Source organism: Nannocystis punicea, from assembly GCF_026965555.1.
GTDB classification, from domain to species: Bacteria; Myxococcota_A; Polyangia; order Nannocystales; family Nannocystaceae; genus Nannocystis; species Nannocystis punicea.
This window is the reverse complement of record NZ_CP114040.1, coordinates 3,836,470-3,857,897: the sequence shown is the minus strand read 5'-3', so window position 1 is coordinate 3,857,897 and position 21,428 is coordinate 3,836,470. Positions and strand designations below refer to the sequence as shown.

The window sequence follows — 21,428 nt, the reverse complement described above, 5'->3', positions numbered from 1 at the left end:
GGAATGTCTCGCGGAATCAGCACAGTGAGACAGACCGCGCAATGGAGCGGCCGCGAATGGACTCGCTTCAGCGTGTCGTCACGCGCCTGACCGTGACGTGCGCCCGGCTCTCCACCGAACGCAGGAACCCCGCCGCCGAGATCGATCGAACGCGCCGGGCTCGGTACTCTGGAACCGGCCATGAACCATTGTCCCCGTCGCAACATCCTCGTCGAGCTGGCGCTCGGGTTCGCGTTCGCCGCCTGTGCCCGCGCCCCCCAGGAGGCCGCGCGTCCTCCCGCAGCGCCGGTCGCTCCCGCCGCGAGCGCGCCGGCGACCGTGGACCCTCCCGCCGAATCCGTCCTTTGCACCCACGATGCATGCAAGGACACCGACCCCGATCGGGACGGGATCCACGGCACCGACGACAAGTGCCCGCTGCACCCGGAGACGATCGACGGCAAGAACGACGAGGACGGTTGCCCCGGCTGAGGCCGAACAGTGATGACGGCGGCCCCGCAGCCTGTCGCGCCGCACCGCGCGAGGAAGCGAATTCAAGGGCCCTGGACCGGCTCGCGACGCACCGACGTCGACGCGCTACGGACCGACCCACAGCGCCATGTAGACGTCGTCGATGTACGCGTTCGGCCCGATCTTCAAGCGCCGCGTCTTGCGCCCCTCTTCGACGAACCCGAGCGATCGATACAGCGCGAGCGCGCGATCGTTCGACGAGCGCACCTGGAGCTCGACCTTTTCGACGCGAGGGTCCGACCGCGCCCAGCGCAGGAGCTCGTTCATGAGGGCCCTCCCGACGCCCTGGCTCTGGTGCCCTTCGTGCACGGCGATCGTCAGGCGGACCACGTGTGCCGTCACCGCCAGCGAGAGCGGCTCCAGGAGCGCGTGCCCGACGATCGTGCCCGCGCGTTCGGCGACGAGATAGATGCCGCGGCCGCGCTCCTCGAGGTCGACGATCATCCTTCGAACCGCGTCGTCGTCGATCTCTTCGGGCCTCGACGCCAGCATCCCCGGCACGCGCGCGATCGCCCGCTCGGCGGCCGCGAGCCCCGGAGCGTCCTCCGGTCGTGCGTGTCGAATCGAAGGCGCGTCCGAGCCCATGACGTCCCTCTTATCACGTCACGCTGCTCTCGCGTAGGCGTCGGGCGACCCATGGCGACGACAGGCCTCCCTCGCAGACCCCGCCCGGGTCCCGGGAGCCCCCGCCGTCGCGCGTCGACCCGGCGTGCATGGCGAATCAGACATGTCCTCACGAACATGTCCCATCATCCACATCAATCGCTGCGGTTCGCCGCCGCCAGCGCCGGCTCGAACAGCTCGATGAGCGCCGCCCGACCGGGGAGCTGCTGCTCGAAGGCGGTGCGGATCGCCTCGAGGCGGCGGACCAGCCGCGCCCGCGGGAGGCCGTGGCGGTCGAAGTAGCTCCCGAGCCAGGCCACGTGGTTCGCCAGCACCTGCGGCGAGGCCAGCGCCAGCGCGTCGGCGCAGTACGACACCAGAGTGGCGAGCTCCGCGACCTGCAGGGGCTCGTCGTCGCCGGCCCCCGCCAGCGCCACCGCCGCCCCCAGGACGATCGTGTCGCAGCGGTGCTGGACCTCGCCGGCCAGCCCGTCGCTGTACGCGAGCGCCGCCTTGGCGGCCCGCAGCAGATCGACCGCGGCCTGCCGATCGGCCCACGGCTCGTGGCTGATGGCGATGGCCAGGCGCTCGAAGTTCTCGGCGAGGTGCAGCGTGCACATGCCGCGGGCCGTGAGCACCTGTTGCAACCACCGCGCGTAGTTCTGCAGCACCGCGGGGTCACCCTCGGCCAGCGCCTGCTGCAGGTACTGCACGTGGAAGCGACCGTCCTGGCGGCCGTGCTTGTCGGCGCGCTCGCCGAAGCGCTCGCGCCAGAACGGGTCGGCGTACATCTCCTCGAGCACGCGCTCGGTCAGGCGATCGCGGGCCGCCTCGAGCTGGCCGATCAGGGCCTCGTGGCGGTTCACGGCTCGACCTCCACCAGGCGGCGCGCAGTCGCCACCAGCTCGGCCGCGCTGTCACCCGCCTGCGCCACGTCGAGCTCGCGCGCGAGGCCGGGCGACCAGCGGGTCGCGTGCCCGCCGATGAACACCGGTCGGTCGCTGACCTCGCGCACGCGGGCGACGGCGGCCCGCAGCGCCGGCACGTTGAAGCTCATCGTCACCGACAGGCCGATCAGATCCGGCTGCTCGTCGCGGATCACCGCCACGAGATCATCGGTCGGCACGTTGGCGCCCAGGTAGCGCACGTCGAAGCCCTCGAGCTCGAGCGCGTCGGCGACCATGCGCGCCGGCAGCTCGTGCAGCTCGCCCTCGACGCACGCGAGCACCACGGTCTTGCCGAGCGCCGCCTTCGGCGTGGCGCGCTCGAACAGCGCCGCCAGAGAGATATGCGAGATCGCGGTCGCCATGTGCTCCTGGGCGATGCTGACGCGGTTCAGCTGCCACAGCCGGCCGATCTCGTCCTGCGCCGCGCGGATGACGTGCGTCTGCAGCTCGTCGATCTGCGCCCCGGCGCCGAGGCCGTCCTCGAGCACCAATCGCACGGCCTCGCGGCGGTCGCCCGCCAGCTGGGCCCGCAGGTAACACTCGCGCAGCTGCTGCAGCGCCGGGGTCATGACGCCTCCCGCCACAAAGCCCCGGCCGCCCGCGTCCGCGGGGCCAGCCAGCCGATCAAGCGCTCGAACGTCTCGCGGGCCCCGGCCACCGCCTCGGCCTCGTCGGCCGGCGTGACCACGGCGCTCGCGACGATCGCCGCGAAGGCCCGCCAGTACGCGCCCGTCTCGGCGCCGTAGCCGGCCAGGAACGCCGTCGCCTGGCCGCGCAGCGCGGCGAGCGGCGGCGGCAGCTTGGCGAGGATGTAGCGGCCGCCGAGCGTCGAACCCTCGATCACGTAGGCGACCCCGAGAGCGCGCGCCAGAGAGGTCGCCCGCGGCAGCGCACCGCATCGCGGGACCGCCCTGGGGTCTTCGCCCAGGGCCCCGAGATCGGCCGCGAGCATGGGCGACTTGCGCCGCCGCGGTGCGTCGAAGCCGACCGCGCGCAGACCCTCGTGCGCCGCCAGCAGCTCCTCCACGGACTCGTGGTAGCCGAGCATCGCCGCCAGGTAGTGGCGGTAGTCGGTGAGCGTCGCGTCGGCGTCGAGGATTCGCACGTGGACCTCCGCCTGCTGGTGGAGATCGGCCGTGTCTTCCTTGAGCCGGCGAAGTGGTTCGCGGCCGGCGATCACGATCCCACCGTGCTCCGCTCTCGGCGCCGGGTCAAGCCGAGGGTGACTTACCTAACATTTTTCCCTCGTGGGTCGACGCGAGCCTGTGTATGGGCCAAACAGGGGAGAGCCTCCGCGCTCAGCCGTATGCACGCGACGCCCTCCACACTCGAAGCCACGTTCGAAGCGCTCAGCCGCGAGCTCGCGCTGATCGTGACGCACGACGGCCGCATCGACTGGGCGGACTCGCGAGCCCAGCAGCACGGCCTGCGAGCGGCGACCAACCTCGGCGCGGCGGTCGTGCCCGGCTGCGAGGACAAGTGGACCGACCTGCTGCGCAAGGCGGCCGAGGAGCCGGTGACCGCGTGGGAGGTCGCGCTCGTGCTCGGCGGCAAGCCGGTCACCGTGTCGTTCTCGGCGCGGCCGGTCGACGGTCGCGTCGCCCTGCTCGGCAGCCTCCTGTCGCAGGACTACGCCGACTCGCTCCACGAGGCCGCCCGCTCCGTCCACGAGATCGTCACCCTCAACCGCCAGCTCGCGCGGCAGAAGACCAGGCTCGAGGAGTCGAACAAGGCGATCCGGGCGCTGCACGCCGAGCTCGAGCAACACGCCGATCGCCTGCGCACCTCGGCCGAGATCAAGAGCCGCCTGGTCGCCGGCGTCAGCCACGAGTTCCGCACCCCGCTGCACTCGATCCTCGGCCTGTCGCGCCTGCTCCTGTCGGCCTCCGACGGCCCGCTCAACGAGGAGCAGCAGACCCAGGTCGCCTTCATCCGCGACTCGGCCGAGGAGCTGTCGCGGATGATCAATGACATGCTCGACCTGTCGCGCCTCGACGCCGGCAACCTGCCGATCCGGGCCGCCCGCTTCGCCCTGCGCGACTTCTGGGCGGCGCTGCGCGGCACCATGCGCCCGCTGGTGCGCGACGAGAAGGCAGTCGAGCTGGTGTTCGAGCCGGCGCCCGAGGTCGAGCTCGAGACCGACCAGGGCAAGCTCGGGCAGATCCTCCGCAACCTCATCGCCAACGCGCTGAAGTTCACCGAGCGCGGCGTGGTCCGCGTGTCCGCGCGGCTCGTGGACGGCGACGACCTGCGCGTGGTCGTCGAGGACACCGGCATCGGCATCGCGCCCGAGGATCAGGCGCGGGTCTTCGAGGAGTTCGTGCAGATCGACGGCGCCCTCCAGCACGCCGCGACCGGCACCGGCCTCGGCCTGCCGCTGGCCCGGAAGCTGGCCGGGGCGCTCGGCGGCCGCATCGAGCTCGAGAGCACGCCCGGCGTCGGCTCGAGCTTCTGCCTCACCATCCCGCTGGAGCACGCCGAGATCGACGCGTTCCGCCAGCTCGAGCTCGCCGCGCGCACGCCCGACCCGACCCGCGCGCCGGTGCTGGTGGTCGAGGACGACCGCACCTCGGTGTTCGTCTACGAGCGCTACCTGTCGATGGCCGGCTTCCAGGTGCTGCCGGCGCGCACCACCGAGGACGCGCGGACGATCCTCAAGACGGTGCGGCCCTCGGCGATCCTGCTCGACGTCATGCTCGAGCGCGAGGACACCTGGACCTTCCTCGCCGACGTCAAGCGCGACCCGGCCACCAACGACATCCCGGTGCTGGTGTGCACGGTGATGAACCGCGAGTCGCGGGCGCGGGCCCTCGGCGCCGACGAGTTCTGGCTCAAGCCGGTCGACGAGGACAAGCTGATCCGCAAGCTGCAGACCCTGGCCGCCGGCCGCGGCGCCAAGGTCCTCGTCGTCGACGACGAGCCGGCCGCGCGCTACCTGATCAAGAAGTTCCTCGAGTCGACGCCGTATCAATTGCTGGAGGCCGCCGACGGCTCCACCGGCGTCCAGCTGGCCCGCAGCGAGCGCCCCGACGTCATCTTGCTCGACTTCCTGCTCGAGAACATGACCGCGTTCGACGTCATCGATCAGCTCAAGGCCGACCCGCGCACTCGCCCGATCCCCGTCATCATCGTCACCTCGCACGCTCTCCCGGTGGAGGAGCGGCAGCGGCTGGCGGAGAGCACCGAGGCGATCCTCTCCAAGGAGCACCTGTCGCGCGAGCTGGCCATCAACCGCATTCGCGACGCGCTCCGGCACGCGGGCATCCGCGAGCGTTCGCCCGGCGAACGAGGTGGAGCGTGAGGGACACCCGTAAAGCACAGATCCTCAACGTCAACGACCACGTGGCCAACCGCTACATGGTCTCCAAGATGCTCAAGAACGCGGGCATGCAGGTCACCGAGGCCTCGACCGGCCACGAGGCGATCGCGCTCGCCCAGGACCCGCGGAGCAAGCCGGACCTCGTCGTCCTCGACGTCCGCCTGCCGGACATCGGCGGCTTCGAGGTGTGCCGCCGGCTCAAGGCCGACCCGCGGACGAAGGACATCAAGATCCTCCACACCTCGGCGACCTTCGTCACCTCCGACAACCGCGTCGAGGGCGTCGAGGCCGGCGCCGACGGCTACCTCACCCAGCCGTTCGAGCCGCAGGACCTGATCGCCACCGTGCGCGCGCTGCTCCGCCTGCACGAGGCCGAGGCCAACCTGGTCGCGCGCAACGGCCTGCTGGTCGAGGCCGACCGGCGCAAGGACGAGTTCCTGGCCATGCTGGCGCACGAGCTGCGCAACCCGCTGGCCGCCCTGCACATGGGCCTGCCGGTGCTCGACCGCTTCCCGCCGCACGACGAGCTCGAGGGGCAGACGCGCGAGATCATGCGCCGCCAGCTGACCCTCCTCGCCCGCCTGGTCGACGACCTGCTCGACGTCTCGCGCGTCACTCGCGGCCGCATCGAGCTGCACCGCGAGCCGATGGACCTCGCCCCGCTGGTCGCGCGCGTGGCCGACGTCATGCGCCAGCGGGTCGCCGAGCCGCGCCAGCAGACGGTGCGCGTCGAGCTGCCGCCGGGGCCGGTGCCGGTCTCGGCCGACAGCGGGCGCGTCGAGCAGGTGCTGACCAACCTGCTCGACAACGCCAGCAAGTACTCCGACCCCGGCACCGCGATCGAGGTCCGCCTCGCCCGCGTCGACGGCCACGCCGAGTTGGTCGTGCGCGACCACGGCATCGGCATCGACGCCGCCACCTTGCCGACGATCTTCGACCTGTTCGCCCAGGCCACCCGCTCGCTCGACCGCTCGCACGGCGGGCTCGGGATCGGGCTGACCCTGGCGAAGGGGCTGATCGACCTCCACGGCGGCACGATCGCCGCCGCCTCGCCCGGGCTCGGCCTCGGCACCGAGCTCACGATCCGGCTGCCGCTGCAGGCCGCGCGCGAGCTCGTCGCCCCCCCCGCGAGCGAGCCGGCCCCGGCCCTGGCCCGGCGGAAGATCCTCGTCGTCGACGACAACGAGGACGGTCGCAAGATGCTGCGCAAGCTGTGCGAGCTGCAGGGCCACGAGGTCTCCGAGGCCGCCGACGGCCTCGCGGCGGTCCGCGCCGCCCTCGCCGAGCGCCCCGACGTCGCCTTCGTCGACATCGGCCTGCCCGGCATCGACGGCTACGAGGTCGCCCGCCGCGTCCGCGCCCAGCTCGACGGCCACTCGCCGCTGCTGATCGCCCTGTCGGGCTACGGCTCGCCCGAGCACCGCGATCGCGCCCACGAGGCCGGCTTCGACGAGCACGTCGTCAAGCCGATCAAGCTCGCCAACCTGCGCCGGATCGTCGCCGCCGCCCAGCCCAAGGCGTGAGCCGCTGTCCTTCGGGGCATGTCCGCGAGGACATGCCCCGATGGACCTGCCCCTTCGGACCTGCCCCTTCGGACCTTCAGGTCCGCAGCGCGCGATCGAGGTCGGCGATCAGGTCCTCGACGTCTTCGACGCCGACGGCCAGGCGGATCAGGTTGTCGCGGATCCCGATCGCCTCGCGCTCGGCCGTCGACAGCTCGAAGAACGACATCAGCGCCGGCTGCTCGATCAGGCTCTCGACCCCGCCGAGCGACGGACCGATCCGCGGGACCTGGCAGGCGTCGATGAAGCGCGACGTGCGGTCGAGGTCGCCGCGGACGAGGAAGCTGACGACCCCGCCGAAGCCGCGCATCTGCTCGCGGGCGACCGCGTGGTCGGGGTGCGACGGCAGGCCGGGGTAGAACACGCGCTCGACCTCCGGGTGCCCCTCGAGGAAGCCGGCGATCCGCAGCGCGCTGGCGTTCTGGCGCTCGACGCGGAGCGCCAGGGTCTTGAGCCCGCGGTGCAGCAGGTACGCGCTGTGGCCGTCGAGCACCCCGCCGAGCATCCCGCGGAGGTCGCGGATCGCCGCCACCAGGCCCGCGGAGCCGCACACTGCCCCGGCCAGCAGGTCGTTGTGGCCGCCGAGGTACTTGGTGCCCGAGTGCACCACCAGGTCGGCCCCGCGGCGCAGCGCCTGCAAGTTGACCGGCGTGGCGAAGGTCGCGTCGATCACGACCTTCAGGCCCGACCCGCGGTGCTGGGCCTTGATCGCCGCCAGGCGGTCGAGGTCCGCCACGCGCAGGTACGGGTTCGTCGGGGACTCGCCCAGCACCACCCGCGTCTTGCCCGGCACGATCGCCGCCGCCAGCGCCTCGTGGTCGCCCGGCTCGACCAGCGTCGCCTCGACCCCGAACTTGCGCAGCAGCTCGGTCACGAACTGGCGCGTGCGCCGGTAGCCGTCGGCCGTCAGCACCACGTGCTGCCCGCTGCGGAGCAGGGCGAACAGCGTCGTCGAGATCGCCGCCATCCCGCTGGCGAACAGGGCGCACTCCTCCGCGTCCTCGAGCGCCGCCAGCTTGCGCTCGACCGCCGCCACCGACGGGTTGCCGTAGCGGCCGTACTCCTCGCGCTGGAGCCGTCCCTCGAAGTGATCCCGGAGCTCCGCCGTGTCGCGGAACGTGTAGGTCGCTGTGCACGCGATCGGCGGCACGATCGCGTTGTCGGGGTTCGGATGGCGCTCGCCGGCGTGAACGGCGAGCGTGGAGAGGCGAGACGGCCCGGTCACGGGCGCACCGTCGCGCATCGGGTCGTCGGGCGCAACGCGCGGAATCGCGCTGTCCGCGCGAACTTAACCGATCCGGACACGGTGGATCTATGGGAACTTTGCACCGGGAAGTTCCCGAGGATCCATGGCCCCCAGCACCTTCGACCGCCTCTCTCCAACCTCCGCGTCCCTGGAGACCGCGCTGGCCCACGTGTTCACCGGGCTCACGCGGGCCGCCAACGAAACCGAGTTACTGGCCGCCTGCGGCCCGTTCTTCGCCGCCGTCGGCACGCGGGGCGTCGAGCTGCTCGACGACGGCGGCGGGCGTCTGGCTCGCTGGGCGCCCGAGGGATCCGTCCCCCTGGATGCGGGGCCGCTGCCGGACACGCAGGACTTGCGCTGGCGCCAGGGCCCCGTGTTCGTCGCCGACGTGGCGACCGACCCGCGCTTCAGCGCCGCCCGGACCGCGCTGCAGGCCGCCGGTGTCGCCGCCACCGCGATCGCCCCGCTGCGGAGCGACGCCCTCGACGTCATCGGCGCCTTGCGCCTCGACTTCGCCCAGCCGCGCGAGCTCGACGCCGGCGACCGCGACGGCCTCGAGGTGCTCGCCCGCGGCCTCGCCACCTTCCTCGTCGCGCACCGCCACCTGGTCCGTCAGCGCGAGGCCCTCCGCGCCCTCGAGCGCGAGCGCAGCACCCTCCACACCATCCTCGATCACTTGCCGGTCGGCGTCTTCCTCGCCGAGGCCGGCACCGGCAAGGTCCTGCTCGTCAACAACCTCGGCGCCCAGATGCTCGGCCGCGGCGTCGACCCCAAGGCGCGCGCCGACAACTACCAGGACGTCTATCAGTGCATGCGCGTCGGCAAGGACGAGATCATGCCGGCCGAGGACCTGCCGCTGGTCCAGACCCTCACCACCGGTCAACCGGCCCAGGGCGGCATGGACATCGTGCGCCCCGGCGGCGATCGGATCACCATCGAGGTCAACGCGGCGCCGATCCACGACGGTGAGGGCGCCATGTTCGCGGCCGTCGTCGCCTTCAGCGACGTCACCGAGCGCAACCGCCTCGAGACCGAGCGGAGCGCCTACCGCGACGAGCTGATCCGGGCCCAGGCGCAGGCGCTGGCCGAGCGCTCCACCCCGCTGGTCCCGCTCGGCGACGGCGTGGTCGCCATGCCGATCGTCGGCACCCTCGACCGCGAGCGCGCCGACCAGATCGTCCAGACCTTGTTGGACGGCTGCGCCGCGCGCAAGGCCCGGGTAGCGATCCTCGACGTCACCGGCGTGCCGCACGCCGACACCGCCGTCGCCGGGGCCCTCCTGCGCGCCGCCGCGGCCGTGCGTCTCCTCGGCGTCGAGCCGATCCTCACCGGCATCCGCCCCGAAGTCGCCCGCGCCCTCGTCGGCCTCGACGTCGATCTCAAGGGCCTCGTCACCCTCTCGACCTTGCAAGACGGCATCTTCCACGCCGCCCGCGACCGCCGGCACTGAGCCGTCCGCGCGGGCGCGCGCCGCGGGCACGTGCGCGGACCTGTGAACGCCGCGCGGACCCGGGCTACCGTGGGCGCCCCTTCCGTATGACCGACGCCGCCGCCCCGATCGAGCTGTCCTCCGCGACCGCGAATATCCTCGCCACAGTGTTCACCGGGCTCGCGGAGGCGCGCAGCGAGATCGGGCTGCTGGAGGCGGCGCTCGTCTATCTCCGCCCGCTCGGCCCGTTCGCCGTCGACCTCCACCGCACCACCGTGTTCGCGGACGGCGTCCCGACCCACGCCCGCCCCGTCGGCCGCTGGCTCGCGGACGCCGCGGTCGTCGACCCGAACCCCTCCGCCGTCGACATCGACCTCCGCTCGCACCTCTCGATCTCCCGGCTCTGGTACGACCAGACCGCGCCGGTCCTGCTCGAGGACATCGCCGGCGACCCGCGCTGCGACGCCGCCTACCGCGACCTCATGGCCGGCCTCGGCATCGCCGCCCAGGCCATGTTGCCGCTGCACAGCGAGGCCGCCGGCCGCGTCATCGGCGTCGTCGTGCTCCACTTCCGCGCCCCGCGGTCGTTCACCGGCGAGGAGCGCTATGTCCTGAAGATCCTGTCCCTCGGGCTAGCCTCGTTCCTCGCCGGCCGCCGCCTGCTGGCCGAGCGCGAGGAGTCGCTGCGGCAGGCCGAGCGCCAGCGGCGGATGTTGACCGCGGTGCTCGAGAACCTGCCCGTCGGCGTCTACATGGCCGAGGCCGGCACGCACAAGCCGCTGCTCGCCAACCAGATCGGCGTCGAGACTCTGGGCAAGACCCGGATCGAAGACGACGGCCGGACCTACTACGAGGCCTTCGACGTCTATCGCCGGGGCACGACCGAGCCGCTCCCCCACGTCGAGCTGCCGCTCTACCGCACGCTCACCACCGGCAGGCCGCACACCGGCGTCGTCGACGTGATGAGCCACGTCGAGGGTGGCGGCATCCTCACGCTCGAGCTCGCGGCCGCCCCGGTGCGCGACGACAACGGGGAGATGTTCGCCGCAGTGGTCGTCTACCTCGACGTCACCGAGCGCAACCGGGCCGAGGCCGAGCGCATGCACATCCGCGACGAGCTGATCCGGACCCAGGCCCAGGCGCTGGCCGAGCGCTCGACCCCGCTGATCCCGCTGGGCGACGACCTCGTCGCCATGCCGATCGTCGGCGCCCTCGACCGCGTCCGCGCCGACCAGATCCTCGACGTCCTGCTGACCGGCTGCGCCGCCCGCAAGGCCCGCTGGGCGATCCTCGACATCACCGGCGTCCCGCACGCCGACACCGCCGTCGCCGGCGCCCTCCTGCGCGCCGCCGCGGCCGTGCGCCTCCTCGGCGTCGAGCCGATCCTCACCGGCATCCGCCCCGACGTCGCCCGCACCCTCGTCGGCCTCGACGTCGACCTCCGCGGCGTCGTCACCCTGCCGACCTTGCAGGAGGGCATCGCCCACGTCGCCCGCAACTCGACGCGCGCCCGCTGACGCGGGCGAGCGACCCCTCGCGCGCTCATCGGCTCCTGCCGTCGCCCGCACCCTCGTCGGCCTCGACGTCGACCTCCGCGGCGTCGTCACCCTGCCGACCTTGCAGGAGGGCATCGCCCACGTCGCCCGCAACTCGACGCGCGCCCGCCGACGCGGGCGAGCGACCCCTTGCGCGCTCATCTGCTCCTGCGGTACTCGGTTCGCATGAGGCTCGGCTCCGAGATCGGGCGTATCGCCCGCGAACAAGCGCGCGAGTCCGACGCGGTGACTCTCGAGCTCGAGCGCGCCGTCGTGGACGCCGCCGCCGAGGCGTGGGGCCGCGAACGCGAGCTCGAGGCACGATTCAACCCCGACACGAACGCAATCGACGTCTACCAGGTCGTCCGCGTCGTCGAGCGCGTCGAACCGTCGCGGGCGACCACGGAGATGGATCTCGAGACTGCAGCCGCGCTCGGCGGCGAGCCGGGCGACGAGCTGTTGCTGCAGGTGTTCTACCGCGACGAGGACGCCGACCAGGCAGTCCTCACTTCGCAGCAGCCCTACGCGCAGCTGCTCCCGCCGCTCGACGTCCTCGCCGCGGGGCTCCCCTTCGCCGGACGGCCGGAGTGGATGCGCCCGCTGTGGCCGCACCGGCGAATGCCCTGGCGGTTCGGACGCCCCGTCAACCTCCCGTCGCTCCCCGAAGCTCTGGACATGATTTCCCGCTTCCTCGCCGAGAGGGGCGCCGAGGTCCAGCGCGCAGGAGCCTCGCCCGAGCAGCTCGAACTGGCGCGCAAGTTGGGGCCGACGACGAGCGGCCTCGTCGCGCTCCACGAGCGATTCGGACCGAGCGAGGCAGGCGACGCCGAGCCGCTCACCTGGAGGGGCTGCGAGCTGTTGTCGCTGGCAGACGCGCTCGCGCACCGCGACATGATGAACCACGTCATGAAGGTCCTGCGCGAAGGCGGCGAGGTCGACGAGGCGTGGTGGAACGCGAGCTGGTTGCCCGTGTTCGGGCTCGACGGCGCCGCGTACTGCCTCGACCTCTCCACCGGCGCCGTCGTCAAGTGGGCCAAGGACGCGGCCGGGCCGACCGTCGAGGCGCCTTCGCTCGAAGCGTGGCTCGGCGTGATCGCCATCGCGGCGCGGAGCGGCCTCCTGGCGTGGGAGCCGAGGGGCATGGGCCTGCACTTCGACTTCGAGCTCGACCCCAGGGCGGATCAGTGGTTCTACGCCCTGCTGAGCCTCGCCCTCCCCGGTTTTCCGCAGCGGCCCGAGGTCTGATTCATGCGCTGGTCTCGACTCTGCGCCGGTCGGCCCGAGGCGACCTCGCGCGCGGAGCGACAGCCATGAACACCGCCGAGATGGCGCTCGAGCAATTGCTCGCGGGAATGTTGACACTCGTGGTCCTGTTCCTGCCATTCGTCGATCCGTGGGCCGACCCCGACGTCCTGAGCCGGATCCACGTATTGGCCGCGATGGTCGGCGCCGCCTATCTGCTGGGCGCAGTGTTCGACAAGATCTACGACGCCATCCTCGGCGGCGCCGAGCAGTGGGCGCGCCTGAGTCACGTCGACGCCGCCCGGGCCGACGGTCCCCGCGCCGACGACCCGTTCGCGCAGGACCGCATCGAGGCCCGCCTGCGCGGCGACGAGGGCGCGCTCGCGTGGATGAATTCGCTGCGCTCGCGGATCCGCCTGACCCGCACGCTCGCCGTCCTGGCCCCGCTGATCGCGGTCAGCCTGGTCGTGTGGGACGCCACGGTGAGCGCTCACTGGACCGGCGGCCCTGCCGGCGTCATCCGCGTGCCCCACTCGCTGTCGACCTGGGTCCTCGCAGTCTGGCCCGGCCTCGTCCTCGCGCTCGCCTGGGCCTTCGCCGCCTTCCTGCCGCCGCTCCCGCGGACCTGGCAGTGGGTCGACCCCGCCCGGCCCCGGCAGCCGCTCCGCGCGCGCCTCCACGCCTTCACCCCGGTCGCCGCGGTGTCGGTCTTCACCCTCGTGTTCTGGGCCTGCATCGACGGCCACGGCAAGCACTCCGGCGCCCTCGCCGTCGGCCTCGCGCTCGGCTGGACCTCGCTGTGGAGCTGGTGGCGCGTGCAGCGGACCTACTTCCGCTTCCTCGCCAGCCACGACGGCCTGCAGCAGCCGCCCCGTCCATCCGCGCCGACGCACTGACGTCCCGCCGCGGCTGCGCGCACCGGCGGCCCGACGGCGATCACCATCCCCCCTCGCCGCGAATCCACGTCGCCATGGGGAAGGACGGCCCGGCCCCAGGTCCAGACCGCCGGATGGTTCGAGCACCGCGGCGTCCGCACGACTCCAGTGCTGCTGGTACGAGCGATGGTGCAACGACGGCACGTGGCTGCAGAGCGCGGCCGGTCGGCCCCTGCGGTCCGCTCGCGAGCGAGGGGTGTTATGGTTCGGTCGCCATGATGAACCCCTCCGGCCTGTCGGACCCCCCGCCGCCGTACCCCAAGAACGTGTTTCCGCTGGCCGCTCTGCTCGTGTTCGTCCATGGCTCGATCGCGCTGTCGGCCGTGCTCGGCAGCGGCGGTGGAGATGGCGGTCTGGCGGCGGTCGGCGTGTTCATCACCGGCCTGTTCATCCTGCTCACCGCGCTGGCGCTCCTCGGTGCCATCGCGGCCTTCATCGAGAGCGAGGTGGCCCGTCTCCTGCTCATTCTGCCTTCCTTGGGGCTGGGACTCGTCGCGCTCGGGCTGATCTGCCACATGCTCGATTGAGCCTGCGCGCGAACGACGGGCGACCGCCAGGCCGCGCCTGCGCGCGCCACCGGTCGAGTTCGCCGATATCGACCGCGAACTCGCCCGCTCTTCCGGCCAGCGAGGCTTCGATGATGGCAAGGCCGGCAATGGAGCGGCGGAGGCAAGGATGAGCCAGCGACCGCGCCTATACCGGCCGGTCTCGAAAATTCCGGCGAACTACGCCGGGCGGCACCCGCGAATGAATCCTGCCGTCACGTCGACGGGCGCAGCACCGCTGCGAGCAGGGCCATCGCCTCGCGGCGGCACCGCTCCAGCATTCGCAAGTAACGCATCATGTTCGGGTACTCCGCCCCGTGGTCCCGGGCGAAGCGCTGGAGCTCCGGATCTTCGACGACCGGCAACCGCCGCAGGTGCCGCAGCGCCTCGGCCGGCGCCCTCACCATACCTCCTTCGGCGAGCGTCGAGACATAGCCGCCGACGTCGACGGCGAGGAGCTCCATGGTCCCCAGCGGATCGTCGTCGTCGTCGGCGACGAAGCCCCGCGCCCACTGGCGCTGGTGCAATCGCCCGCGATCGCGCCCGCTGGCCCGGTAGAGCACGAAAGAGCGGTGGTAGAGCCGCGCCAACAGCTTATGCCTGTCCTCGAAGATCATGGCCCTGCGAACGATACCACGGCCGGCCCGGAGCGCGAACCTCTGATTCTTGCCCGCCGTCCTCCATGCGCATTCGCAGCGACGATTCACGCCACCCGCGATTGCGCCGACTCCCGACATTCGCCCGCCCCACGATCCCACGATCACCGCCCGCGCGAAATCGCTGTGGCCTCATGACCTCGCGGTCCGCACCCGCAGCGTCGGCATCCGCTCGGGCTTGCGCCGGCGCGCTGAGGGAATTGCCGAGCGACGCTCTCTCCGGCCCCTGGCGCGGGTAGATCGACGATCGCCACGCGGGCGACCACGGGCGACAGCGCCGGCGTTTTGTGTTTGGATCGGCCGCATGCGACGTACAGCATGGCTTTGGGGGGCGCCGGTGGCTTGCATTCTTGCGTGCAACGGCGGGGGCGGCGACGACACCGAGGCGACCGACGGCACCGGCTCGGCGGGGACGATGAGCAGCGCGCCGTCGACCGGCAACACGCCGGGCACCACCACCGACGATCCGCCGACCACGGGTGGGCCGACGACGCCGACGACGCCGACCGGGACCGACGGCACCAGCGAGTCGAGCGACACCACCCCGCCGGTCACCACCACCGACGGCACCACCGGCGACCCGCCCGACCCGAACGAGCTCGGCGGTCCGTTTCGCCGCGGCATCAACATCGGCGTGCGCAACCCGAAATTCAACGACCCGGACGGCGCCTGGCTCGCGGGACAGGTCGGCTGCAACAGCATCCGCGTGTCGCTGCCCGAGCGGCACCTCGTCACCTGGGGCTACGAGATCGAGGTCGCGGACATCGCCGCCTACGCCGACATGGGCCTCGATCATCACATCGCCTTCCTGACCTCGCCGATCCCCGAGCACTCGACCGCGCCGAACGGCACTCCGGACTGGGAGCTGCCCCACTGGATCCCGAAGAACCTGTACGAGCCGGCGGTCGTGAACGGCGCGATCAACCCCGACAACTACTGGGCCGAGTACGTGTACAAGACCGTCAGCACGTACAAGGACCACGTCGATATGTGGGAGATCTGGAACGAGCCCGACTGGGTCGCCGACTGGAATTACACCGAGACGTGGGACACCGATCCGCCGACCAAGGAGCAGCTCGTGCGCTTCGGCGGCTCGATCTTCGACTACGTGCGGATGCTGCGGGTCAGCAAGGAGGCGGCGCTCCTGGCCGACCCCGACGCCAAGATCGCCCTCGGCGGGATCGGCTACCCCAACTTCCTCGACGCCCTGCTGCGCTACACCGACAACCCCGACGGCGGCGCAGCGACGGCCGACTTCCCCGAGACCGGCGCCGCCTACTTCGACATCCTCAACTACCATTATTACCCGCTGTGGACCCCCGGCAATTCCGACGCCGGCGCCGACGGCTTCTTCGCCTCGCGCGACGCCTTCGCCGCCAAGATGGCGGCCTACGGCGTGCCCGAGCGGCCCTACAACGTCACCGAGGTCGGCGCGCCGAAGGCCGCCCTCAACGGCCAGCCCGGCGGCGTCGAGTACGCCCGCAACTTCTACATCAAGGTGTTCGCGCGCGCCCAGGCCGAGAAGTTCGTCGGCGCCGACTGGTTCATCCTCAGCGACGGCGACCCCGGCGAGCCGTTCGGCGAGATGGGCCTCTATCAGGACATCAAGGACCTCGGGGCCAAGGAGGACGCGAAGCCCTCGGTCACCGGCGTCGCCGCCAGGACGCTCAACTCCTTGCTGGCCGACTCGCGCGCCGACCCGCCCGCGACCGCGGCGCTCGGCGCCCCCACCGACGTGCGCGCCTACGCGTTCCGCCTGCCCGATGACCGCCAGGCGATCGTCGCGTGGGCCTACGCTCTCGGCACCGACGAATCGGCGCAGGCCCACTTCGACCTGCCGACCGACCGGAGCTTCGCCCTGCACGCGTGGGACTCCAGCCAGACCGGCACCTCGACCCCGGTCGCCCCCGAAGGCGGCCTCCTCGGCCTCGACCTCACCGCCTCGCCCGTGATCCTCGTCGAGCAGTGAGGACACCATGGGCCATGTCCCAAAGGACATGTCCATCGATTCGCGCGCACGGGCGAGCGTCACGCCCGCCCGCGCGCTCCCTCTGCCCGAGAGCGCGCCTGCATGGCGCTTGCGAAGGGTGCGGGTTTGTGTGAGCGTCGGAGGTCTCCGATGAAGGACCGCGTCGTAGCACCCGGAGAGTGCCTCGCCAGCATCGCTCACGAGCACGGCTTCTTCTATCAGACGCTCTGGCAGCACGAGCGCAACGCTCCGCTCCGGAGCAAGCGGACGAGCCCGCACATCCTCCTCGCGGGGGACGTGGTGCACGTCCCCGATCCTCGGCCCAAGGAGGTGAGCGTGGCCACGGACGCGCGCCACCGGTTCCGCCGGCGCGGCGTCCCCGAGCTGCTGCGGCTCCGCCTCCTGGACGACGGCGAGCCGCGCGCGGGGCTCGCGTACCGGCTGAGCGTCGACGGCACCGAGCTCACCGGCGAGACGGACGCCGACGGGTGGATCGTGCACTACCTGTCGCCCACCGCGAAGGAGGCCACCCTGGTGCTGGATCCGGACGGCCGCCCCGAGCAGCACCGGCTCCTCCTGCGGCGGCTCGATCCGCCGGACACGCCGAGCGGCGTGCGCGCTCGCCTCGTCAACCTCGACTACCTGGCGGAAGCGGCCGGCGACAGCGCGTCGGCCCTGCGCGAGGCCCTGCTCGCGTTCCAGGCGCATCACGGCCTCCCGCCGACGGGACAGGCCGATCCGGAGACCCGGGACCAGCTGCGCGCCCTCCACGGGTGCTGATCGGAGCGCCGTGCCCTTCCTCGTCCAAGGCATCATCGGCCGCGTCTCGCTCGATCAGGAGTATCTGCACCTCCGCGCCGAGCACGACGGAAACTGTCTGTTTCACGCGGTGGGCTTCCTGCTCGAGCGGCTCGGGCTGCTCACGGGCGACGACGACGACGCCGCCAAGCTCCGCGCCAAGGTCGTCAAGTGGATCAAGCGGAAGCTCGAGGCGATGGACGATCACGATCTCATCGTGGTCCACATCCTCGGCGTGAGCGACGTCGACGCGCCCGACAGCGAGATCGAGCGCACCAAGCTGATCGACCGGTACCTCGAGGTCATGGCCGCCGACAAGACGTGGGCGGACACCCTGTGTGTCCACGCCCTCGAGCACCTGTACGGCGTGGCGATCGAGGTCTACGGCCTGCCGGGCAAGACGAATCTGCACACGTCGTCCGTCGTGGGGCCGAATCACGCGCTGAAGCTCGTCTGCCCCGCCGCGTTCCAGCCGGCCGTCGAACTGGTGTCCGGCCGGAAATGCCACAACCACTACGATCCGCTGGTGCCCGTCGCTGCTCGCGGCACCCTCGCCCCGTCGGTCACGCACGACCCCGGCGCGGAGCTCGTGCGGACGCCCTGGCCCTACTGGCTGCACCACGACGCGCTGGAGCTCTACGGCCCGCCGATCTGTCACGCGCAGTTCCACGTCACCAAGCAACTGGCCCGGGAGCGGCCGAAGAAGAGCTTCTGGTCCGCCTTCTCCAGCGCAGTCCACATCGACGTCGCCCGGATCGCCGGGCAGATCCATCTGGTGAATCGCAAGGAGAAGGCCGCGATCCTCTCCAGCGCGTGCCCGGCCCTCGGCGCCGAGGAGGCCTTCCGTCCGGAGTTCCTGTGCCCGCTCGCGCGCGAGTCGGGGCGCGTCGTCCAGCGCCTCGATCTCGCGGCCATGCAGGTGCTGTTCAGCGTCAAGGGCTCGAAGCGGTCCCACGTGTGCTTTCAGGTCTACGGGCGCAAGGACTCGGTCCCGCGGGTCCAGGCGCGGCTCTCGCTCGCGCAGATCGAAGAGCTCCGCAAGGCCCGCGACTTCGCCCCGCCGGACACCTACACGGACGGCGACCCGCCGCTCCTCGCCGCGACGGACGTGCTGTCGGTCGAGCAGTGGGCCGAGCTCTCGTGGGAACACTCCCCCTACCAGCTCGTCGTGGCGCCCTGCGGCGAGAGCGACCAGCCCGATCTCCTGTCTGCGAGCTGGACGTACTTCCAGATCCCCTGCGCCTGGGACGTCGACATCGTGGAGGCCTACGCGAGCGAGCGGCTCATCCTCATGGGCGACCGCCTCAAGAGCCTCGTCCAGGTCGAGGGCGCGACGGTCGAGCCGCGCACGGAGGAGACCGACGCGAGCATGACGATGTCGAAGGAGGAGCAGACCCTCCTCTCCCTGGCGATGCGGGGCCTCGGCGAGAACCAGACCGCCTACAGCAACCACGCGACGAACGCGATCGTGGAGCGCGAGGACGGCCGCTTCTTCGCCATGACGTCCTGGGCCAGCATGATCGTGCTCAAGCGCTCGTGCAAGACGGGCGGCTACTACGCGCACTCGCTCTACTATCATTCACAGGGGCGCGCGCTCTACGTGTTGCGCAAAGGCGCGATGGACCTCGCCGAACAGCTCCGCGAGGACACGGAGCGCCTGGAGGCCCTCGGCAAGCAGATCGCCGAGGCGCGGGCCGCCGCCAGCAGCGAGAGCACCACCGTCGGCAAATGTGAGAACGCCATCCGCGAGCGCCAGAAGTCCGTCGAAAAAGAGGCCACCTACCTGCACGAGCTGGAGACCCTGGAGATGCAGCTGCGCACTGCGGGAGACACGAAGACCGCGGACGCCTACGCAATCACGATCGAGGGTCAGCGAGCGAAGCTCGAGCGGGCCTCGCAGCGGCTCGAGCAGGCCCTCCTGGACTGCCACGAGGCGCGGCAGCGGTACGAGGAGAAGATCCAGGAGATCGAGGAGTCGATCGCGCCGCTGCGAGAGGAGCAGGAGGAGCGCAAGCGAAAGATCGCCGAGGGGGGCGTCGTGCTGCGGGAGTGGTCGATCCGGCGCGACCCCGTGGCCTCCCTCGATGGCGTGGGCGACTTCGACTACGATGCCACGCCGACCCCCGGCTGGTACCAGATCCTGTTCGAGGAGGACGAGCTCCCGCTCACGCACGCGATCACCTCCGGGATCAGCAGCTGCGCCGGCGGCGTGACGTTCACCCTCGACGAGGGCAGCCCCGACGTCATCCTGTTCTGGCACGTGGACGCGCCGCCGACCGTCCCGGTCAAGGACGTGATCGCCGAGCTGTTCCCCGATCTGCAGACATGCCCCCCGCTGCGCTCGATCGTGTCGATCCACCCGAGCGTGTGGGAGATGAACAAGTACCGGAAGGACAACCTCTACCCGAAGTCGATCCAGGGCCGCTGCGAGACCCTGTTCCTCGCCCGCGGCTCGCACCTGTACGACGTGCTCAGCGCCGTCGTCTGCGGCAGCGATTGCTTCGGCGTCGACGTGAGCGACCCCGACGACGTCCGGCTGGTGCTGACCCACGACATGGACAAGCGCACGCCCATCGAGAGGGGCGTGGACAGCCGCAGCGAGGTCGGCCTGTCCATCGGCCTGTGCGATTTCAGCGCGAACATCTACGGTGATTATCGGTACAAGGGGAAGGCGATCGAGGACACCTCGTCGCTCAAGGCCCACCTGTCGCGGCTCTCGTCCGACGAGATCTCGGAGGTGAAGGCCCACATGGCCAGGCAGCGGAAGGTCTGCCGCCTGAGCGGCCTGGGACCGCGCCTGTTCGGCGCGCTCTCGCAGGGGCCGACCTGCTTCACGCTCCTGGACTCGCCGTGCTTCGCCCTCGGGGCCAAGGGCGACCTGGAGGTCGCCCACGGGAGCGCGGAGCGCCACTACGACTGGAGACCCGGCCCACTCCTTCCGCCCCCGGAGTCGGAGGACAAGCCCGAGAAGGAGGGTGAGAAGGTCGAGAAGAGCGACGACGAACCGCCGCAAAAGTCGGTCCAGCTACCGTCCGGCCTGCACTCGCTCTCGGACCCCGACGTCGACGAGTGGTCCAGGGACTCCTGCCGCATGTGCGGGCACTCGCCGGTCCGCGCGCGCTACTCGTGCTCGTCGAGCTGCAAGTACCACCACGCGAAGCTGTGTGTCCGGTGCGCCTCGAGCATCACCGGCAAGATCTGCGACGGATGCAAGGCGGCCGTGGAGCTGTGGGACATGCAGCACGACGAGGCCTGGAGCTGACCCCGGTGACGTCGAGGATGGCCGTGTGGGCGCGGTGCTCGGCGACTCCGGCCAGCAGGGTCTCCGTCGCCTGGGTGCCGCGATGGGCGTCGATGACGCCGACGAGCGGCATCACCACGACCCCGTCGGCCACCGGCAGGAGCGGCGTGGCGAGCTCTTGCAGGGCCTCCTGATGGACGCGGGCGGTCTCCTCGTCGGCCAGCTTGCGGGCGGTGACGTCGTGGAACCACCCGACCACCCCGAGCAGCGCGCCCGAGCGGTCGCGCAGCGGCGCCTTGCCCGTCTCGACCCACCGGTCCTCGCCGTCGACGCGCAGCACCTCGAGGATGCCGAGCTTGGCGACCCCGGTGGCGAGCACCTCGAGGTCGTCGGCGCGGAACTTCTCCGACTGCGCCCGCGGCCACGGCATGTCGAAGTCGTCGCGCCCGCGGATCTCCGCCGGCGAGGACAGCTCGGCCATGGCGGCGAACAGCGCGTTGCAGCCGTAGTAGCGCAGCGACGCGTCCTTCCAGAACATGCTGTACGGCAAGGCGTCCGCCGCCGCCTGCAAGACCGCGAGCGCGCGCTCAAGCTCTTCCGCCGAACGGTTCGCCATGGGGACTCAGGGTACGCCACCGACCCCGTCGGCGCCCGCGGCGAGGTGTCGATTTTGGGACGTGATTTGTCATGGCAGTGTTGATAGGAGACGAGCTTCGGGGCGAATCTTAGGACTACGAGTACGCGGGTCCTACGAACCGCCGCGCGTGGCCGTCAACTGCAATGATTGCCGGCGTCGTCGCCATGGCAGTTCGCGGACGCCGACGGGGTCGTCGGCGCGGACCGGCGCGCCGCCACTCGCACGCGCGCCGGCGCTGACGGGTGAGTCTCCAT

General features: G+C 71.4%; 18 protein-coding genes. 11 read left to right on the top strand and 7 right to left on the bottom strand.

The genetic code is table 11. The features are described from left to right. Nucleotides 1-180: 180 nt before the first annotated feature. Nucleotides 181-471 (top strand): hypothetical protein, encoded by a 291-nt coding sequence (locus O0S08_RS14825; RefSeq protein ID WP_269039788.1) that lies wholly within the window; start codon nt 181-183, stop codon nt 469-471. A 105-nt stretch (nt 472-576) separates the two neighbouring features. On the opposite strand, the gene O0S08_RS14820 is transcribed toward O0S08_RS14825, so the two are convergent. From O0S08_RS14820 to O0S08_RS14805, 4 genes are all read right to left on the bottom strand, one after another. Further along, the gene (locus O0S08_RS14820) at nt 577-1,095 is read right to left on the bottom strand and encodes a GNAT family N-acetyltransferase (protein ID WP_269039787.1); all 519 of its coding nucleotides are present in this window, start codon (nt 1,093-1,095) and stop codon (nt 577-579) included. A 173-nt stretch (nt 1,096-1,268) separates the two neighbouring features. Then, nucleotides 1,269-1,979: a hypothetical protein gene (locus O0S08_RS14815; RefSeq protein ID WP_269039786.1), complete on the bottom strand. Its 711-nt coding sequence runs from the start codon at nt 1,977-1,979 to the stop codon at nt 1,269-1,271. Next, nucleotides 1,976-2,629: a cobalamin B12-binding domain-containing protein gene (locus O0S08_RS14810; RefSeq protein WP_269039785.1), complete on the bottom strand. Its 654-nt coding sequence runs from the start codon at nt 2,627-2,629 to the stop codon at nt 1,976-1,978. Before O0S08_RS14810 ends, O0S08_RS14815 begins: the two co-directional genes overlap by 4 nt. Further along, the gene (locus tag O0S08_RS14805; protein WP_269039784.1) at nt 2,626-3,240 is read right to left on the bottom strand and encodes a biliverdin-producing heme oxygenase; all 615 of its coding nucleotides are present in this window, start codon (nt 3,238-3,240) and stop codon (nt 2,626-2,628) included. The genes O0S08_RS14810 and O0S08_RS14805 overlap by 4 nt, the downstream gene beginning before the upstream one ends. Nucleotides 3,241-3,366: 126 nt before the next feature. Here O0S08_RS14805 and O0S08_RS14800 point away from each other — a divergent pair, with 126 nt between their 5' ends. Together O0S08_RS14800 and O0S08_RS14795 are read left to right on the top strand one after the other, a co-directional pair. Beyond that, nucleotides 3,367-5,361, top strand: coding sequence for a response regulator (locus tag O0S08_RS14800; RefSeq protein WP_269039783.1), 1,995 nt, complete (start codon nt 3,367-3,369; stop codon nt 5,359-5,361). Continuing rightward, on the top strand, nt 5,358-6,902 hold the full coding sequence (locus tag O0S08_RS14795; protein ID WP_269039782.1) for a response regulator: 1,545 nt from the start codon (nt 5,358-5,360) through the stop codon (nt 6,900-6,902). Before O0S08_RS14800 ends, O0S08_RS14795 begins: the two co-directional genes overlap by 4 nt. A 76-nt stretch (nt 6,903-6,978) precedes the next feature. Here O0S08_RS14795 and O0S08_RS14790 read toward each other — a convergent pair whose 3' ends face one another. Then, nucleotides 6,979-8,166 carry a trans-sulfuration enzyme family protein gene (locus O0S08_RS14790; RefSeq protein WP_269039781.1) on the bottom strand — a complete coding sequence of 396 codons (1,188 nt, stop codon included), beginning with the start codon at nt 8,164-8,166 and terminating at the stop codon, nt 6,979-6,981. A 124-nt stretch (nt 8,167-8,290) separates the two neighbouring features. On the opposite strand from O0S08_RS14790, the gene O0S08_RS14785 reads away from it, so the two are divergent. The 5 genes from O0S08_RS14785 to O0S08_RS14765 all read left to right on the top strand — a co-directional run bounded on the left by O0S08_RS14785 (nt 8,291) and on the right by O0S08_RS14765 (nt 13,855). After that, entirely contained in the window at nt 8,291-9,637 is a 1,347-nt protein-coding gene (locus tag O0S08_RS14785; RefSeq protein WP_269039780.1) for an STAS domain-containing protein, read from the top strand. 86 nt (nt 9,638-9,723) lie between these two features. Then, entirely contained in the window at nt 9,724-11,133 is a 1,410-nt protein-coding gene (locus tag O0S08_RS14780; RefSeq protein ID WP_269039779.1) for an STAS domain-containing protein, read from the top strand. A 204-nt stretch (nt 11,134-11,337) separates the two neighbouring features. Next, nucleotides 11,338-12,396, top strand: a complete 1,059-nt coding sequence (locus O0S08_RS14775) for a NusA N-terminal domain-containing protein (RefSeq protein WP_269039778.1) — start codon at nt 11,338-11,340, stop codon at nt 12,394-12,396. A 65-nt stretch (nt 12,397-12,461) separates the two neighbouring features. Next, complete coding sequence (locus O0S08_RS14770; protein WP_269039777.1) at nt 12,462-13,289, top strand: hypothetical protein; 828 nt, start codon at nt 12,462-12,464, stop codon at nt 13,287-13,289. 254 nt (nt 13,290-13,543) lie between these two features. After that, nucleotides 13,544-13,855: a hypothetical protein gene (locus O0S08_RS14765; protein WP_269039776.1), complete on the top strand. Its 312-nt coding sequence runs from the start codon at nt 13,544-13,546 to the stop codon at nt 13,853-13,855. 233 nt (nt 13,856-14,088) lie between these two features. Here O0S08_RS14765 and O0S08_RS14760 read toward each other — a convergent pair whose 3' ends face one another. Next, on the bottom strand, nt 14,089-14,490 hold the full coding sequence (locus O0S08_RS14760; RefSeq protein WP_269039775.1) for a hypothetical protein: 402 nt from the start codon (nt 14,488-14,490) through the stop codon (nt 14,089-14,091). Nucleotides 14,491-14,833: 343 nt separating this feature from the next. On the opposite strand from O0S08_RS14760, the gene O0S08_RS14755 reads away from it, so the two are divergent. The 3 genes from O0S08_RS14755 to O0S08_RS14745 all read left to right on the top strand — a co-directional run bounded on the left by O0S08_RS14755 (nt 14,834) and on the right by O0S08_RS14745 (nt 20,558). Then, nucleotides 14,834-16,498 carry a glycoside hydrolase 5 family protein gene (locus O0S08_RS14755; RefSeq protein ID WP_269039774.1) on the top strand — a complete coding sequence of 555 codons (1,665 nt, stop codon included), beginning with the start codon at nt 14,834-14,836 and terminating at the stop codon, nt 16,496-16,498. Nucleotides 16,499-16,648: 150 nt separating this feature from the next. Next, complete coding sequence (locus O0S08_RS14750; RefSeq protein ID WP_269039773.1) at nt 16,649-17,278, top strand: peptidoglycan-binding domain-containing protein; 630 nt, start codon at nt 16,649-16,651, stop codon at nt 17,276-17,278. 10 nt (nt 17,279-17,288) lie between these two features. Continuing rightward, the gene (locus tag O0S08_RS14745) at nt 17,289-20,558 is read left to right on the top strand and encodes a hypothetical protein (protein ID WP_269039772.1); all 3,270 of its coding nucleotides are present in this window, start codon (nt 17,289-17,291) and stop codon (nt 20,556-20,558) included. On the opposite strand, the gene O0S08_RS14740 is transcribed toward O0S08_RS14745, so the two are convergent. Next, nucleotides 20,482-21,153 (bottom strand): PAS domain-containing protein, encoded by a 672-nt coding sequence (locus O0S08_RS14740; RefSeq protein WP_269039771.1) that lies wholly within the window; start codon nt 21,151-21,153, stop codon nt 20,482-20,484. The genes O0S08_RS14745 and O0S08_RS14740 overlap by 77 nt on opposite strands. Nucleotides 21,154-21,428: the final 275 nt, after the last annotated feature.